18 protein-coding genes are annotated in these 17,377 nt (G+C 45.0%); all 18 read left to right on the forward strand.

What is annotated here, in order from left to right:
• Positions 1-143: 143 nt before the first annotated feature.
• The 18 genes from AAEY99_RS00610 to AAEY99_RS00695 all read left to right on the forward strand — a co-directional run bounded on the left by AAEY99_RS00610 (position 144) and on the right by AAEY99_RS00695 (position 17,337).
• The gene (locus tag AAEY99_RS00610) at positions 144-923 is read left to right on the forward strand and encodes a beta-ketoacyl synthase chain length factor (protein ID WP_101084967.1); all 780 of its coding nucleotides are present in this window, start codon (positions 144-146) and stop codon (positions 921-923) included.
• The gene (locus tag AAEY99_RS00615) at positions 916-1,770 is read left to right on the forward strand and encodes a lysophospholipid acyltransferase family protein (RefSeq protein WP_162022129.1); all 855 of its coding nucleotides are present in this window, start codon (positions 916-918) and stop codon (positions 1,768-1,770) included. Before AAEY99_RS00610 ends, AAEY99_RS00615 begins: the two co-directional genes overlap by 8 nt.
• A gap of 27 nt (positions 1,771-1,797) precedes the next feature.
• Positions 1,798-2,052: a phosphopantetheine-binding protein gene (locus tag AAEY99_RS00620; RefSeq protein WP_101084965.1), complete on the forward strand. Its 255-nt coding sequence runs from the start codon at positions 1,798-1,800 to the stop codon at positions 2,050-2,052.
• Between the two features lie 8 nt (positions 2,053-2,060).
• The gene (locus AAEY99_RS00625) at positions 2,061-2,309 is read left to right on the forward strand and encodes an acyl carrier protein (protein ID WP_101084964.1); all 249 of its coding nucleotides are present in this window, start codon (positions 2,061-2,063) and stop codon (positions 2,307-2,309) included.
• Positions 2,309-2,860 (forward strand): COG4648 family protein, encoded by a 552-nt coding sequence (locus tag AAEY99_RS00630; protein ID WP_101084963.1) that lies wholly within the window; start codon positions 2,309-2,311, stop codon positions 2,858-2,860. Before AAEY99_RS00625 ends, AAEY99_RS00630 begins: the two co-directional genes overlap by 1 nt.
• Positions 2,853-4,220: an AMP-binding protein gene (locus AAEY99_RS00635; RefSeq protein ID WP_101084962.1), complete on the forward strand. Its 1,368-nt coding sequence runs from the start codon at positions 2,853-2,855 to the stop codon at positions 4,218-4,220. The genes AAEY99_RS00630 and AAEY99_RS00635 overlap by 8 nt, the downstream gene beginning before the upstream one ends.
• Positions 4,213-4,605, forward strand: a complete 393-nt coding sequence (locus tag AAEY99_RS00640; protein WP_101084961.1) for an ApeI family dehydratase — start codon at positions 4,213-4,215, stop codon at positions 4,603-4,605. The genes AAEY99_RS00635 and AAEY99_RS00640 overlap by 8 nt, the downstream gene beginning before the upstream one ends.
• The gene (locus AAEY99_RS00645) at positions 4,602-6,422 is read left to right on the forward strand and encodes a glycosyltransferase family 2 protein (RefSeq protein ID WP_101084960.1); all 1,821 of its coding nucleotides are present in this window, start codon (positions 4,602-4,604) and stop codon (positions 6,420-6,422) included. The genes AAEY99_RS00640 and AAEY99_RS00645 overlap by 4 nt, the downstream gene beginning before the upstream one ends.
• 4 nt (positions 6,423-6,426) lie before the next feature.
• Positions 6,427-7,989 carry an HAL/PAL/TAL family ammonia-lyase gene (locus AAEY99_RS00650; RefSeq protein ID WP_101084959.1) on the forward strand — a complete coding sequence of 521 codons (1,563 nt, stop codon included), beginning with the start codon at positions 6,427-6,429 and terminating at the stop codon, positions 7,987-7,989.
• Positions 7,990-8,421 (forward strand): acyl-CoA thioesterase, encoded by a 432-nt coding sequence (locus AAEY99_RS00655; protein ID WP_351008533.1) that lies wholly within the window; start codon positions 7,990-7,992, stop codon positions 8,419-8,421. It begins immediately after the preceding gene.
• Positions 8,421-9,260, forward strand: a complete 840-nt coding sequence (locus AAEY99_RS00660; protein ID WP_351008536.1) for an outer membrane lipoprotein carrier protein LolA — start codon at positions 8,421-8,423, stop codon at positions 9,258-9,260. The genes AAEY99_RS00655 and AAEY99_RS00660 overlap by 1 nt, the downstream gene beginning before the upstream one ends.
• Positions 9,260-11,668: an MMPL family transporter gene (locus AAEY99_RS00665; protein WP_351008539.1), complete on the forward strand. Its 2,409-nt coding sequence runs from the start codon at positions 9,260-9,262 to the stop codon at positions 11,666-11,668. The genes AAEY99_RS00660 and AAEY99_RS00665 overlap by 1 nt, the downstream gene beginning before the upstream one ends.
• Positions 11,658-12,926 (forward strand): NAD(P)/FAD-dependent oxidoreductase, encoded by a 1,269-nt coding sequence (locus AAEY99_RS00670; protein ID WP_351008542.1) that lies wholly within the window; start codon positions 11,658-11,660, stop codon positions 12,924-12,926. The genes AAEY99_RS00665 and AAEY99_RS00670 overlap by 11 nt, the downstream gene beginning before the upstream one ends.
• A complete protein-coding gene (locus AAEY99_RS00675) occupies positions 12,916-13,536 on the forward strand; it encodes a DUF3261 domain-containing protein (RefSeq protein WP_351008545.1) in 621 nt (206 codons plus the stop codon). Before AAEY99_RS00670 ends, AAEY99_RS00675 begins: the two co-directional genes overlap by 11 nt.
• Positions 13,537-13,626: 90 nt before the next feature.
• Positions 13,627-14,829 carry a beta-ketoacyl-[acyl-carrier-protein] synthase family protein gene (locus tag AAEY99_RS00680; protein ID WP_351008547.1) on the forward strand — a complete coding sequence of 401 codons (1,203 nt, stop codon included), beginning with the start codon at positions 13,627-13,629 and terminating at the stop codon, positions 14,827-14,829.
• Positions 14,830-14,833: 4 nt separating this feature from the next.
• Positions 14,834-15,325 carry a hotdog family protein gene (locus tag AAEY99_RS00685; protein ID WP_351008549.1) on the forward strand — a complete coding sequence of 164 codons (492 nt, stop codon included), beginning with the start codon at positions 14,834-14,836 and terminating at the stop codon, positions 15,323-15,325.
• Between the two features lie 63 nt (positions 15,326-15,388).
• A complete protein-coding gene (locus AAEY99_RS00690; RefSeq protein WP_351008551.1) occupies positions 15,389-16,114 on the forward strand; it encodes a 3-ketoacyl-ACP reductase FabG2 in 726 nt (241 codons plus the stop codon).
• Positions 16,111-17,337 carry a beta-ketoacyl-ACP synthase gene (locus AAEY99_RS00695; RefSeq protein ID WP_351008553.1) on the forward strand — a complete coding sequence of 409 codons (1,227 nt, stop codon included), beginning with the start codon at positions 16,111-16,113 and terminating at the stop codon, positions 17,335-17,337. The genes AAEY99_RS00690 and AAEY99_RS00695 overlap by 4 nt, the downstream gene beginning before the upstream one ends.
• The last annotated feature ends 40 nt before the right edge of the window (positions 17,338-17,377 follow it).

Genomic DNA, 17,377 nt, shown 5'->3' on the forward strand with positions numbered 1-17,377 from the left:
CAGCTATTAGGCTTTTTCGTCCATACAGCTTCTTATCTACATTAACTTAGGTGTACAATTAGCAAGGTTAACGAATATTCATTATTACATAATTATTGTTAACACTTAGAAAAGGATAGCCAAGCCGTTATAGAGGGAATGTAGTGCATTTAGAATTTGAGCTTCTATCATGGGGCGCATGGTCGCCGGACTTTCAGACACCTGAGAGTTGGTTACAATGGCAGCAGCCTAACAGCAACCCGTCACCTAAGTCTGACTCGCCAGCATTGAAGCATATTCCTGCTATGCAACGTCGTCGCTTTAGTCGCTTAACCAAAATGATGCTTACGGCGGCATATCAATGCCAACCACAGAATAATTGCCGCAGTATTTTTTCATCTCGCCATGGAGAGCTCACGCGCACCTTGGGCTTGCTCAAAGATATCACTCAAAAACAGGCGTTATCGCCAATGGCTTTTAGCCAATCCGTGCATAATACTGCCAGTGGAATTTTTGGTATTGTTAATAACAATACCGCTTCGTCTACATCGATTGCCGCTGGAGAACAAACTCTCACTCAAGCACTCATTGAAGCCTACGCGCAATTAGCGCAATCGCCACAACCAGTATTAGTTGTTTTTGGTGATGATCCGGTTCCACCGGTATACAGTGAGTTTACTCACGAAGTCGAGCTGCCCCTGGCCTTAGGTTTGTACCTCGCGCCATTCAATAGCCGTGCCCAACAAGCTAAAAAACAGCTTGCAGACATCGTTTTACAACCTGCATCAGCTCAGCGAATAACCCTTAGCGTATCTGATCATCCGCTCGACAATCACAACCAAAACAACATCTGCTTGAGCGAATTAATTCACCATATTGCTAGTAAAAAGCATATCCAAGGTAAATTATGCCATTGGTATTGGTCGCTTGAACATCATGCCTAATCAACAACATACAGCACAAGCTGCTGACACTATTGAGCAAAAAAAAGCCTCAGCCCCAAAACTCAGCGGTTTACGTTATATACCTCGCTGGGTTGGTGGTGTGTGTTGTTATATTGCTTTTGGTTTAGGCGGCTTGTTGAGTTCATTAACTATTTTACCGCTATTACGATTTTGGCCGGGCGAGAAAACAGTGCGCGTAGCTCGGGCCCAAAAAGCCGTCAGCTGGATGTTTAAAGCATTTGTTGCCATGCTCAGTTTTGCTGGAGTGATAGCGGTGAGCACCAAAAATATTGAGGCACTACAGCAAACAAAAGGGAAAGTGGTCATCGCTAATCATCCGACATTAGTGGACGTGGTGGTATTGATTAGTCTTATGCCTAATGCGGGCTGTATTGTAAAACAAAGCTTATGGCGTAATCCATTTATTCGCGGCGTGCTTGCCAGCGCTGGTTACATCCCTAATCGTGGCGCCGATTGGCTATTACATGACTGCCAGCAAGTGCTGCGCACCGATACTAATCTGATTATTTTCCCCGAGGGTACCCGAACATTAACCGGTAATATTGTTAACTCCTTTGCGCGTGGCGCCGCCAATATTGCCTTGCGCACTAAAACCGATATTTTACCCGTGGTGTTACGTACTGATGTTGCAGGCTTAACCAAGCAACAATCTTGGTACCAAATTCCACGGCAAACCATCAATATGTCAGTAGAAATTGGCACAAGCATGTCATACCTGCTGTATGATGCTAAACAAGGTAATGAAGCCAAAATGGCTCGACAGCTGACGCGCGACTTACAGCAATTTTACCTTGATACACTTAAACAGCCTATCAAGTCACATTGATAGCCATACTTATAAGAAAGACAAAAAATGAACTTACACAATCAAATAAAACAACTGATCATTGATTGCTTAGATCTAGAAGATGTCACTGTCGATGATATAGAAACCGATGCGGCCTTATTTGGCGAAGGTCTGGGCTTAGACTCGATCGACGCACTTGAATTAGGCTTAGCAATTAAGAAAGAGTTTGATGTCAAAATTGAAGCCAACTCTGATGCGACTAAAGCACACTTTTTCAGTGTTGCTAGCTTAGCTAGCTTTATTGAATCTCAACGTGTTTAGGAGTCAGCATGCAAAATCGTGAACAAATCCTTGAGATGCTAAGTGGCATTTTAATTGATGAATTTGAAATAGAGGCAGCAGATATCACGCTTGAAGCTTCTTTGTATGAAGATCTAGATTTAGACAGCATTGATGCGGTAGATTTGGTGATTAAATTGCAACAGCTGACGGGTAAAAAAATTCAGCCAGAAGCATTTAAAACCGTGCGCACAGTCAATGATGTCGTTGATGCCATAGAAGGCTTAATAAAAAGCTAATGCGGTTAATCCTGCAGATTATTACGACCTTGGTGATTATTGCTTACCCTATTGCGGTGTACTTTGGTTTGCAGTATTTACCACCAGGCACAATCGCTTTGCTGCTGTGTTTGTTATTATTGCTACGGTTTATGGTCACTAAGCAGCAAGTAAAATCCATGACATTGCCAATACTGGTGGGCATAGGATTAACCGCGGCCAGTTTCATTACTCAACGTAACGACTGGTTACTGTTTTATCCGGTGGTGATAAATCTGAGCATGTTGGGATTATTCAGTTATTCACTGATTAATGGTCCAAGCATGATTGAGCGCTTGGCACGTTTAAAAGAGCCGGATTTACCAGACTCAGCTATATCTTACTTACAAACCATCACTAAACTTTGGTGTGGGTTATTTGTTGTTAATGGTGCTGTGGCTGCCTATACCGCCATAGCAACAAGCATTGAAATATGGACGCTTTACAACGGACTGATCGCATACCTGCTTATGGGGTTGCTGCTCAGTGGTGAATGGATTTATCGTCGCTTTTGGTTGAAAAAACATGAATAAGCTTTTACTCAATTGGTTATCAACAGGACCTGCCACGCAGCAGTTAATCAGCTTTGACCATCATGACATCATGACGGGATCGTTGTTTTGCGCGCAAGTGGCCCACTTACATGCTCAGCTGATTCAAAGTGATGCTCAGCGCTGGCTGCTTGCTGCAAAGCACAGTGACTTATTTGCCGCTGGTTTATGCGCAGCCTTGTTAGCCGGTAAACAAGTGATATTGCCTGCCAACACCCAAAGCGGCACCTTGAGTGAGCTCAACCATGAGTTTGATGCCATTATTGCCGACACGCCGTTATGTGAGGTGCGTGAGTATATCGCGCTCAAAAAAGAACTCAGTTTACCCGCAGCAACTTGGCCTAAAACCAAGTCATTAGGTGAATTAGTGTTATTCACCTCGGGCAGTAGCGGCCTGCCTAAAGCGATCAAAAAAACACTGCAACAACTGGATGCAGAAGTCAGTATTCTTGAGCAAACATTTGCCGAGCATTTGCCTCATTGTTCAGTGGTATCGACGGTTTCACATCAGCATATCTATGGTTTATTGTTTAAAATTTTGTGGCCTTTGGCCGCAAGCCGAGCATTCTTAAGTGAACAAATCGACTTTCCTGAAACCTTAAGCTATTACTTGGCCATCATGCCAAATTTGTGTTTAATCAGTAGTCCAGCTCAATTGACCCGCTTGCCTGATGCTCTAGAAAATCAAAAACAACAACGTATCCCAAGCTTAATTTTCAGCTCTGGTGGTCCGTTAAATTTTGATGCCGCCCAAGCGGTTAAACAATGCTTTAATCAGTTGCCCATTGAAATATTTGGCAGCACTGAAACCGGCGGTATTGGATATCGACGCCAACAGCAACCCATGCAACCATGGCAAGCATTTACCCAAGTGAATGTCGATATGGACCCGCAAGATGGCGCGCTGATGCTGCAGTCTGTTTATTTAGACAATCCAACTCAATGGTTAAAATGTGATGACAAAATTGAATTGTTAACAGATGGCCAGTTCCGTTTATTGCATCGCCTTGACCGCATTGTAAAAATTGAAGAAAAACGCTTATCGTTAGCGCAAGTGGAGCATTTACTGCAAACTCATCCTTTTGTCAGCGAAGCGGCCGTCACGGTTTTAGAACAACCGCGTACCATGTTAGGTGCTGCAGTCTGTTTAAGCGAATTAGGCCAGCAAACACTCAAAGCGGAAGGGAAATTAGCGGTTAATAATGCCTTAAAAAACCATTTATTGAGCCAGTTTGAGCGCATCACCCTACCACGACGCTGGCGTTACCCGGCACACTTACCACTCAACAGCCAAGGCAAGCGTACCCAAGCAGAAATTGTCGCTTTATTTAGTCATGATTAAGTCAGAATTACCGCATATTGTTAGCCATGAAGGCGGTAACAATCTCTATCAATGGCGTTTATTTGTCAGTGCAGATTTAGCCTTTTTCGATGGCCATTTTCCTCAGCAAGCCGTATTACCAGGTGTCACCCAATTAGATTGGGCGGTCAAACTTGGCTGTGAGGCGTTTGGTTATTCAGCCCAAGTGGCCACATTAGAAGTGCTTAAATTTCAGCAACTCATTTTACCCAACACCTATGTTGATTTGGTCATTGAACATCAGCCTCAAAAAGCAAAACTGATCTTTAGCTATCGGGATCAAGATAAACGGTTTGCCTCTGGCCGTATTGTGCTTAAGCCAGCAGTAGTGACTACTGCGCCGACAGTCAATGAGATCGCCTCATGAAACTAGCCTTGGTTATTCCCAATTACAATCATCATATTGCCATTGAACAAACCTTAACTGACTTGGCAAAATTCAATCTGCCTTGTTATTTGGTTGATGATGGTAGTCAAGATGAAACCCGTTATATTTTACAAGCCATGACAGAAAAATTTAGCTGGGTAACGCTCATTAACCATCCTTTTAATCGTGGTAAAGGTGCGGCAGTAACCAGCGGCCTACGCCAAGCTTACCGCGATGGTTTTAGCCATGTATTACAGGTTGATGCTGATGGACAACATAATTTAGACGATATCCCGTTAATGATATCGACTGCAGAACAACAGCCACAGGCATTAATATCTGGCCAACCGATTTATGATGACTCGGTGCCTAAAGGGCGTTTATACGGCCGTTACATCACCCATTTTTGGGTATGGGTTGAAACCTTAAGTCTCGACATTCAAGATTCTATGTGTGGCTTTCGGGTTTATCCATTAGAGGCAACCGAGCAGTTATTAAGCCAACAAGCTCTGGGCGAACGGATGGACTTTGATATTGAAATCATGGTCAAACTGCACTGGCAAGGTACTCCAGTGGTTCATGTGCCGACCAAAGTCATCTACCCAGAAGACGGTATTAGCCACTTTCAAGGCTTGCAAGACAATGTACGCATTAGCTGGATGCACACTAAGTTATTTTTTGCTATGTTGACTCGCTTGCCACAAATTCTGAATAAAAACACCCCCCATCAACATTGGTCATCAATGGGAGAACGTGGCAGTTATTGGGGCATAAAATTACTGGCAGAATGCTATAGATTAGGCGGCCACTGGTTGTGCCGAGCCATTATGTATCCGGTTATTGGTTATTTTTTTCTAACCGGTGCTTCTGCTCGTCACGCGTCGATGAATTTTCTTACCCGAGTGCAGCAACAAGTTCCAGATCATCCAGATTTACATCAACCCACCCATTGGCGCGACAGTCTAAATCACTTTATTGCTTTTGGTAATGCTGCTCTAGATAGAATTGATGCTTGGTGCGATCGTATCAAACTCAATCAAGTCGATTTTAACGATCGTCATATTCTGGCAAACCAAGTGGCTTCTGGTCGAGGAGCCGTGCTGATTGTGTCGCATTTAGGTAATTTAGAGTTATGCCGTGCAATTTCAATCCACCAGCAGAAAGTAAAAGTCAACGTTATGGTATTGACTCAACACGCCGAAAACTTTAACAAAGTATTACAACAGCTAAACCCACAAAGTCGCCTTAATCTTATTCATGTTAATGAACTTGATCCCAGTACTTCTATGCTGTTACAGCAAAAAATTGATATGGGCGAAATAGTGGTTATTGCAGCCGACCGCACCTCATCAAACAGCCAAGGTCGGGTGGTTTACCTGCCCTTTCTCGGTCATGAAGCGCCGTTTCCGCAAGGACCATTTATTCTTGCTAGCTTGTTAAATTGTCCGGTTTACACCATGTTTTGCATTCGCCAACAAGGCCGTTATAAAGTACATGTCGAACACTTAAGTGATAGTTTAAAAGGCCCGCGAGCAGGGCGCATTGCACGCTTAACTGATGCAATGAAATTGTACAGCCAACGCTTAGAGTACTTTGCCAAACAGGCACCATTGCAGTGGTTTAATTTTTACGATTTTTGGCATAAAGACGAATTGATTGATCGTCCGCTGTCGCGCCCCGCTAGTGCTGTCAATACGGGTACAGCACCTAATACTAGTAGTGCACCTAATACTGGTAGTGCACTTAATACAAGTGCTGCGTCAAATACAAATACTGCACCCGCTAACAGCACCACTTCACCTAGTCAGGATAACTAATTCAATGAGCAACACTTCTTCACAGTCATCAGCCGCCGAAAAAACGGTGCATTTAGGCCAAAGCTACCTGAGCCTTGAACAAGTGGTCGCAGTCGCCAAGGGCGCAACGGTCAAACTGGCGGATGCTGCAGACTATGTTGAATATATTCAAAAAGGCGCCCGTTTCATCGACAGTTTGCTGCATGAAGAAGGCGTGGTATATGGCGTCACAACAGGTTACGGCGACTCCTGCACAGTCAACGTCAGCTTAGACTTAGTCCATGAACTACCGCTACATTTAACCCGTTTTCATGGTTGTGGTTTAGGTGATGTATTTAGCCCAATGCAAGCCCGCGCGATTATGGCTTGCCGCTTAAACTCATTGGCTGTGGGTAAGTCTGGTGTCAGTTATCTGCTGCTGCAGCGCATTGAATGGCTACTCAATAATGATATTACCCCGGTAATTCCTCAAGAAGGTTCGGTTGGTGCCAGCGGCGATTTAACCCCGCTATCTTATCTTGCCGCAGTACTTGTTGGCGAACGTGAGGTGATATACCAAGGTAAACGCCAAGCGACCAAAGATGTTTATCTGAAATTCGGCATGATGCCATTAACCCTGCGCCCTAAAGAAGGCCTCGCGTTAATGAATGGCACCGCGGTGATGACAGCACTCGCCTGTTTAGCCTATGACAGATCGCAGTACTTAACTCGCTTATCAAGCCGTATTACTGCCATGGCATCGTTAACGCTTAAAGGCAACGCAAATCATTTTGATGAAATTTTGTTTGCCGCCAAACCCCACCCAGGACAAAACCAGATTGCCAGTTGGATCCGCGAAGACTTAAATCATCATGCGCATCCACGTAATTCTGACCGCTTACAAGACCGCTATTCTATACGCTGTGCACCGCACATCATTGGCGTACTGCAAGATGCTTTGCCCTTTATGCGTCAGTTTATTGAAACCGAACTCAATAGCGCTAACGACAACCCAATTGTCGATGCCGAGGGTGAACATATCCTCCATGGCGGTCACTTTTATGGCGGCCACATTGCCTTTGCCATGGATGCGATGAAAAATGCAGTGGCCAATATCGCCGATTTAATTGATCGTCAAATGGCTTTAGTTATGGACCCTAAATTCAACAATGGCTTACCGGCTAATTTATCTGCTGCAGAAGGAGAACGCCGAGCCATTAACCATGGTTTTAAAGCGGTACAAATCGGTGTTTCAGCTTGGACTGCTGAAGCATTAAAAAACACCATGCCTGCCAGTGTGTTTTCACGCTCAACTGAATGCCACAATCAAGACAAAGTGAGCATGGGCACTATTGCCGCTCGCGACTGCATGCGAATATTACAACTGACTGAACAAGTCGCTGCCGCCGCATTACTGGCCATGAGCCAAGGTATTCAGCTGCGGGTGATACAGAAAGAATTGGACCCTAATTCGCTAACACCTTCACTTGCCACCACACTGGCTCAAGTCAGTGAAGATTTTGAACTGCTAACCGAAGACCGTCCATTAGAAGCAGTACTACGCCAAACAGTAGACAAAATTCAACTGGGTCTGTGGGAGGTGTGTTAAATGAAAGGTTTATTACTCACAGAAATGGAAATGGTGATCCCGTTTCACGATGTCGACTCGATGGGCATTACTTGGCACGGTAATTACTTACGCTATTTTGAGGTTGTGCGTTGTCAATTACTGGATAAACTCGGTTATAACTATCGCACTATGCAAGAGTCCGGTTATGCATGGCCCATTGTCGATGTGCAAATTAAGTACGTTAAAAGCAGCACCTTTGACCAAAAAATCAAGGTTATCGCCACCATTGTTGAATGGGAAAACCGCTTACGCATTAACTATCAAATTGTTGATGCCGACACCAACGCGCGCATCACCAAGGGCTATACCATTCAAGCCGCGGTTGAGATTGCTACCCAAGAATTATGCTTTGTTACTCCAGAAGTGTTTCAGCAAAAAATTCGCCCATTACTCGATGCGAGCCAAGTGTAATGAGTGCCCGCAGCAGAGTATTTTTGAGCCTATTTACTGGCATATTTATTAGTGTATTGGCGCGAGTAAGCAGCATCATTATGTTGTGTTGCCTGTGTATTGCGGCCACCTCGGCTAGCGAACGTCCACCAGCAAGCAATAATCAAACACTTACTCCAGAGCTGACACAGCCAAAGCCTCAAGCTCTGACCAAAGGTCAATTAGCAGATATTCAGACTCTGTATACTCAACCAGCCAGCACTGAAGCCCTCAGCGCGCTAGCGCAGCAACTGAATCTACAACTAGATACTCGTGGGCAGTTTGTTCAATTACGCCATTTACGGGTGCTTAAAAAGCCCTTACTCAGCCAAGGACAGTTTATATTTAGTCCAACGCAAGGATTGGTATGGCAGCAGCAACGTCCTTTCAACACCTTGATGGTGCTTAAAGATCAGCAGTTGATCCAACAAAACAGCCAAGGCAAAATTCAACACTTTAGTGCTGGGGCTAATGGCAACCCGATTGCACAGCAATTACCGCGTTTATTACAAGCCATTATGGCGGGTGATATTGATGCTTTAAGTGCCGATTTCAACTTATTTATGCCTGCTGCTCAGCCAGCAAATCAGCCCGCAAATAGGTCATGGCAACTGGGCCTGCAAGCTAAAGACCCACAAGTGCAATCGTCTATGGGTAACATTACCCTCAGCGGCGACACGCTTATACGTTCATTAATCATGACCAGTAACCAAGCGGATGTTCGCGACTATACCCAAATTCAATTTACCCAGACCCAACAAGGGCAACTGAGTGAAGCTGAACTGGCGCTTTTTAGTCTTGGAAATGAGTCCGCTAAATAATGCAGCCAATATCGCTAACCGCGTTGTTATCTCCTATTGGGCGTTTTGTCTTATGGGTATTATTGCTACTGACAATGTTAGTCACTGGCTTAATACAATGGCAACAGGGCGCGCATATTCAAACTGATATTTTGGCGATGTTGCCGAATTTACAACAAGAAAAACTCACTGAAACAGCATTAAACAGAGTTGAACAGCAACTCGCTAACCAAGTGTATATTGCAATAAAAGCCGATGACGACAACCAAGCTATCAGTGCCGCACAGCAACTGATGGATGTACTAGATAAACAGCCACAACAGCCCTTTATTCACATTCGTAGCGGCGCGGATGATCATCTGCAAGACTTAGCTAAAGTGTATTTCGAACATCGCTTTACCCTACTCACCGCCGAGCAAGCTAAAGCGATTGAAACAGATAATTGGCGCCAACTGCTTAACGCGGCCCAAAATCAACTTTATAGCGCATTTGGTTTTGCCAACAGCCAGCTGCTCAGCAATGACCCATTACTGATGTTTCCAGCCAACTTACTGGCGTTATCACCTAATAGTGCGCTGCGTAGCCAACAAGGCATTTTACTCACCGACACTACCGATGGTGTGGCTGCGATTGTCATGGCCAAAGGGCGCGACAGTGCTTTTAGCCCGACCGCTCAGCAACAGCAAATTCAAGCATTAGATGCTGCATTTAGCCAAGTGACTCTGCATGTCCCCGATGTCAGTTTCCTTAAAGCTGGTGCGCTTTTTCATGCGATTGCCGCCACCGAATCAGCCAAACAAGAAATCAGTCGAATTGGCTTAATTTCCATGTTGGGGATCATCTTATTAGTCTGGTTAGCCTTTCGGTCGATTATGCCGTTATTTGCCGCACTACTGACGTTAACCACTGGGGTGGTGTTTGCGTTTGTCGCCACCTTAAGTATTTTCGGTGAGTTGCACTTACTCACATTAGTGTTTGGCACCAGCTTAATTGGTGTCGCCATTGATTACAGCTTTCACTTTTATTGTGAAAAACAAGCTCACCCTAATAACAACGCCAGTGACACTTTAAAGCAGATTTTTCCGGCGCTCACTCTCGCCCTTGCTACCAGTGCAAGCGCCTTTATCGCCATTGGCTTTACGCCATTCCCGGGAATGCAACAAGTGGCCGTCTTTTGTGCTGCTGGGTTAATTGGTGCATACCTAACGTTGTTATTGGTGTTTCCATTACTGGGTAACCATGCGCTTAAACCAACGCCAGGATTAACCCTCGCCCAAGGTTATTTGGCGCTATTACAACGTATTTTCACCCCTATTCAATTGTGGCAAAAAATAGCTATAGCGACTCTGATCATTGGTTTGGCGACAATATTGTTTTTCGGTTTGTCACAAACGGATTCTAACGATGATATTCGTCAGCTACAGCAAAGCCCTGCAGCCATCACCACCGAAGAGAACCAACTACGGCAACTGCTCAGCGGCGGCACCGACAATCAATTTATTTTAGTCAGCGGTCCCAGTGAACAAGCTTTATTACAAACGTTAGAGCAACTGGTACCAGTACTGGATAAAGCCATAACTGATGCTGAGTTAGACCAAGCTATCAGTCTCAGCCGCTTTATGCCCAGCATTGCCAAACAACAACAACACTATCAGTTACAGCAACAGCTTTATGGGCAACATTTAGACGAAATCATCAGTGGAATGGGCCTTGATGACAGCATAATCACCAGTATGATGGCACAACTTAATCACGCCGAATCACAATGGTTAACCCCAACCATGGTGCTAGCCAAAGCTAATGATGATTTACAGACGTTATGGCTTGGTGCGATTCCAACAACAGACCAACCCCAGCAATTTGGCGCCATAGTGTTACTCGGTGGCATACATTCGTTAGCCTCTCTTGAGCAACGGCTGACTGAACATAAATGGCCTTTAGGGCAAGTGCGGTTAATCGATAAGGTCGGTGATATATCCCATTTAATGGGCAAGTATCGCCAACTAACATTACAACTATTAATGTGGGTATTTGCCTTAGCTAGCCTAATTTTTAGCATTAAATACGGTATTAAGTTGGCATTCGCTATCGTCGCAGTCCCCGCTTTATCAGTACTGCTCACGCTAGCCTGTTTAGGCCTTGTCGGCTCGAGCATTAGCTTGTTTCACGCCTTAGCGCTTATTTTGGTGTTAGGCATTGGTATCGATTACAGCCTATTTTTTGCCGAGGCCAAACACACTAGTCGCGGAGTAATGATGGCAATCTTTATGTCAGCCTGTTCAACACTATTGGCTTTTGGGTTGCTGGCGCTGAGTCAAACCCATGCCATTCACTTTTTTGGTTTAACGCTTCTTTTTGGGATCAGTTTTTCATTTTTACTGGCACCGTTTATTTCATTTATTACTAGGAAAACTGTAAATGCCATCTAGTCATTCACATACAGTCAGCAACATGGACGTTGACGTTGCCATCATTGGTGCAGGCCCTTCTGGCGCCATTGCCGCAAGCCTATTACGCCAACAAGGGCATCAGGTTGTTGTTATTGAAAAACAGCATTTTCCACGTTTTTCGATTGGCGAAAGTTTACTGCCTTGTTGTATGCAGTTTCTCGAACAAGCAGGCATGCTTGACGCCGTTAATCAGGCTGGATTTCAATTTAAAAATGGCGCAGCATTTCAACACCAAGGACGCTACACCACCTTTGACTTTACCGATAAATTTACCCCTGGCCCTGGGACTACGTTTCAAGTTCAACGGGCAGATTTTGATAAACTCCTAGCCGACACAGCTATCAGCCAAGGGGTTGAGATCCGTTTTGGTCATCAAGTTGATGCGATTGATTTGACTCATAATCCTCGCTTAACGGTAACGAATGACCGAGGTGCACAATATCAAGTGAATGCTAAATTTGTGCTCGATGCTAGTGGTTTTGGCCGAGTATTACCGCGATTACTGAATTTAGAACAACCATCAAATTTACCGCCACGCAGCGCCATTTTCACCCATATTGAAGACAACATTAGCGATCCCCATTTTGATCGAAATAAGATCTTAATCAGTGTTCATCCTCAACATAAGGATATCTGGTACTGGTTAATCCCTTTTAGCAATAACCGTTGCTCAATTGGCGTGGTGGCTGAGCCGCATTTACTCGAGCATTTATCCGGTAGCCTTGAACAACAATTGTTAGCGGTGATTAATGAAGAGCCTGAGCTACAGCAGTTGCTGAGTAATGCCAATATTGTTCAGCCTTGTGCCACGCTCAAAGGTTATTCGGCTAATGTCACCACCTTAGCAACCAATAAGTTTGCTTTACTGGGTAATGCTGGCGAGTTCCTTGACCCAGTATTTTCATCAGGGGTGACAATTGCCATGCAGTCAGCATCAATGGCGGTTGCCAGTTTGAATAAACAACTTAATGGCCAAACAGTTGATTGGGATAGCGAATACGCTGCGCCATTAATGCAAGGAGTTAACACCTTTAGAACCTATGTCCAAGCTTGGTATGACGGGCGCTTTCAAGATGTCATTTTCTATCAGCAAGCTGACAACAAGATTAAACAAATGATCTGCTCAATTTTAGCAGGCTACGCTTGGGACATGAGCAACCCGTTTGTAAAAGAGTCCGAACGACGCCTCAATACCATTGTTGAATTATGTCAGGAGCCAAAGCCCAATGTTGCTTAATCTGCTGGGGCGTTCTGCGGGGATTATATTGCTTCGCGTGGTGGCGCTATTACTGCTAAGCCTATTAAGTGCTTGCAGCCAACAAATCGAGCGGCAAACTTGTGTCCCACTCGCCAGTGAAGCACAATATTGCCTAAGCTCAGCCTCTGCGCTGTTAACAACGTCACCGCAGCAAGATATCAGCTTAAGCCAAATGGTCAGCTTTACCTATGGGCAAGAAAATCACGAGTTATTAACCCAGCTGGAGCTTAATTCACTACAGATGACGTTAGTGGGATTAGCGCCACTTGGGCAAGCATTATTCACGTTAGTGTACGATGGCCAAACCCTGCAAAGTCAGCAAAGCCTATTATTAGGTGAGCAATTTAAAGCAGAGTATTTAATGGCCATAATGCAGTTGATTTACTGGCCAACGGAGCAAGTTAATCAACATTTAACCGGCGGTGAATTAGTCACTATGGCATGTGATATGCCGTTATGTAAGCAACTTATTGATGCCAGTGGAGCCTTAATCACGATAACGTATAGCGATATCGACCCGTGGTTAGCGCAAGTGAATGTAGACATCGATGCCGCCGATATTCATATGCAAATAAACCCAATTGACTAACTAATTAACTAACTGATTGAATAACAGATTGATAAACAAGTGCTCCAGCATAATCCAATAAACCGAGATAAATAGGCCATCAAACTAAACATGAACAGTCGCATAGCAATAACTCACATCGGATTGTGTACACCTCTGGGCAACTCGCCAGAAGAGGTGCTGCCGCGTCTCATTAGCGGTGATATCAGTGCTATGCAATGGCGCGATAATTTATTGTTCGATGCGCCTACATTAGTCGGTTGCGTCGATGACAAACGGTTAATAGAAATTGCCGATCATCTCAGTTTATTTGCTTGCCGTAATAATCGTTTATTAAACACTGCCGCCCAGCAACTTGTGCCCGCAATAGAGCAAGCTAAGCAGCGTTTTGGTTCCCATCGCATCGGAGTGGTTTTAGGCACCAGCACCTCTGGCATTTCCAAAGGCGAAGCGGCATTAAAGTATCAGCTAGAACATGGCCATTTCCCCCCGAGTTACCATTACTCGCAGCAGGAACTGGGTAGCCCCAGTGATTATTTAAAACAGTTGTTTGAACTGTCAGGCCCTTGTTATACCGTATCTACAGCGTGTTCATCGAGTGCAAAAGTGTTTGCCAGTGCCCAGCGGTTACTCAATGCGAATATGTGCGATATGGTAATTGTGGGGGGTGTAGACAGCTTGTGTCAGTTAACCGTTAATGGCTTTGCCGCATTAGAATCGGTATCCAAAGGCCATTGCAATCCGTTTAGTCGCCATCGTGATGGAATTAATATTGGTGAAGGGGCTGCTTTATTTACTTTAGAGCGTGGCCAAAGTGACGTCATGTTGGCGGGGATCGGCGAGTCTGCCGATGCTCATCATATTTCAGCGCCACACCCGCAAGGATTAGGTGCTATTGCCGCTATGCAACAAGCCCTGGCAGAAGCCAACATTGCTGCGGAAAAAATCGATTATCTCAACCTCCACGGTACCGCTACTCCCAAAAATGATGCCATGGAATCGCGTGCGGTCACTGCAATATTCAGTCATTCATCACCAGCCTGCAGCTCAACCAAGCCGCTCACGGGCCATACTTTAGGCGCAGCTGGCGCGATTGAAGCTGCCTTTTGTTATTTGTTATTAAGCCCACTTAACCATGAAAAGCGTTTGCCGCCGCACATCTGGGATGGGCAGCAAGATACTAATGACCCGAATATCGCTCTCGTTAGTGCCAACAACAATACTGGCCTTAGCCAACTCAACTTTATTATGAGCAATTCATTTGCCTTTGGCGGCAGTAATGCCAGCCTGATTTTTTGTCGAAAGGATGCCTAGTTTCATGTCTATAGCCACAGCAACGCCGGCGATGTTAGCGCAAGATATAAGTACTTTTATTCCGCATCGAGCACCGATGATCTTGATTGATAATGTCTTAGAACATCGCCCAGACTGCTTAATCACCGCAACCCATATTAGCCCTAATAGTGCCTATTTCGACGCTCAACTCAATGGCGTGCCTAATTACGTTGGCATCGAGTATATGGCCCAAAGTATTGCTGCATTAGCGGGTGTTGAAGCCTTACTGTGCGACGATACTATCCGAGTCGGTTTTTTACTCGGCACCCGCAAACTGCAAATGCATATCGACACCTTTACCTTAGGTGAGTCTTATCGCACCCAGGTGACTCGGCTGTACCAGGAAGAGTCTGGATTAGCTGTATTTGACTGCCAAATTTATCATCACCAAACATTAGTGGCGGCAGCTAATGTCAATGTATTCCAACCACAAGACACCCAAGCCTATATTGATGAAAGCCAAGCTGACGGCTAAGCATGATCAACAAACCTTTTGACACCCCATTGGAGTTCCTCGAATCAATCACGGAGAGACATTTTGAATAATAGAGTATTAGTTACCGGTTCAAGCCGAGGAATAGGCAAAGCCATCGCCATTAAATTAGCCGAGAATGGTTTCGATATTGCGCTGCACTTTCACAGCAATCATGCTGCCGCAGCGCAAGTACAAAAAACCTTATTAGATCTTGGTGTGCAGGTTAGTTTACTGCAATTTGATATTGCCGACCGCCAAGCGGTCAAGCTTGCTATCGAAACGGACATTGCCGAAAATGGTGCCTATTATGGCGTTATTCTTAATGCGGGTATTAATCGCGACACCGCCTTCCCTGCGATGACCGAAGATGAATGGGACAGTGTGATCCACACTAACCTTGATGGTTTTTATAATGTTATCCATCCTACAGTGATGCCAATGGTGCAAGCACGTAAAGGCGGACGTATTATCACCCTAGCCTCAGTGTCAGGCATTGCAGGTAATCGTGGCCAAGTGAACTACAGCGCATCAAAAGCGGGAATTATTGGCGCAACTAAAGCCTTGTCGCTTGAGTTAGCTAAACGAAAAATTACCGTCAATTGTATCGCACCAGGGTTGATTGAAACCGACATGGTCATAGATATTTCAACTGATATTGTCAACCAAATAGTGCCGATGAAGCGCATGGGCAAACCCAGTGAAATAGCCGGGCTAGCTAACTTTTTATTATCAGACGATGCCGCCTACATAACTCGCCAAGTGATCTCCGTTAACGGAGGCATGATATGAAGCGTGTAGTCGTTACCGGTATGGGCGGGATTTCCGCATTAGGCCAAGACTGGCAACAAATTAAAGCCAGCCTATTAGCCAAACACAACTGCGTTATTCGTATGGATGAATGGGATCGTTACCCTGGTCTAAATACTCGACTGGCAGCGCCAGTGACTGATTTTTCTTTACCTGCCCATTATTCACGTAAAAAGATCCGCTCTATGGGGCGAGTATCCATGATGGCGACACGAGCCAGTGAATTAGCGCTTGAAGATGCAGGTTTGTTGAACGACCCCATCCTTAATTCCGGTCAAGTTGGCGTTGCTTACGGTTCATCTACAGGCAGTACCGATCCCATTATGGGCTTTGGTGACATGTTAAAAACGGGCGAAATGTCGGGGTTAACCGCCACCAGTTATATCCGCATGATGGCCCACACTACCGCGGTTAATATTGGGGTGTTCTTTGGCCTGCAAGGCCGTATTCACACCACCAGCAGTGCCTGTACCTCTGCCAGTCAAGGCATTGGCTATGCTTATGAAGCGATTAAATATGGCATGCAAACCATTATGCTCGCGGGCGGCGGTGAAGAGCTTTGTCCTACTGAGGCGGTGGTATTTGATACTTTGTATGCCACCAGCACCCAAAATGAAACTCCAGAGCTAACGCCACGCCCATTTGACCAGAGCCGCGATGGTTTGGTTATCGGTGAAGGAGCTTGTACTTTGATATTAGAAGAGCTTGAACATGCTCAAGCCCGTGGTGCAAATATTTATGCTGAGTTGGTTGGTTTTGGCACCAACTCAGATGGCCAACACGTCACTCAACCCAATGCTAATACCATGGAAGTAGCGATTCGTTTAGCCTTAAAAGATGCCCAACTATCGGCACAAGACATCGGTTATATTAGTGCTCATGGCACCGCTACTGATCGCGGTGATACAGCTGAAACTGCCGCGACTCATGCAGTATTTGGCTCAGAAACGCCAATATCGTCATTAAAGAGTTATACCGGTCATACCCTAGGAGCCTGTGGTTCATTGGAAGCATGGACTAGTATTAACATGATGAATGAAGGCTGGTTTGCACCAACACTCAATCTTAATCATGTCGACCCAGAATGCGCCCCGCTCGATTACATTAAAGACGATATTCGTCATATCGACACCGACTATATTATGAGTAATAACTTTGCTTTTGGTGGCATTAATACTTCATTGATTTTTAAACGTTGGCGTTAATCATATAAGGGTATAGCTCCTTTGCAGCCATATAATGCAG

Origin of the sequence: Shewanella sp. S1-58-MNA-CIBAN-0166, assembly GCF_040310085.1 — a bacterium.
GTDB lineage: Bacteria > Pseudomonadota > Gammaproteobacteria > Enterobacterales > Shewanellaceae > Shewanella.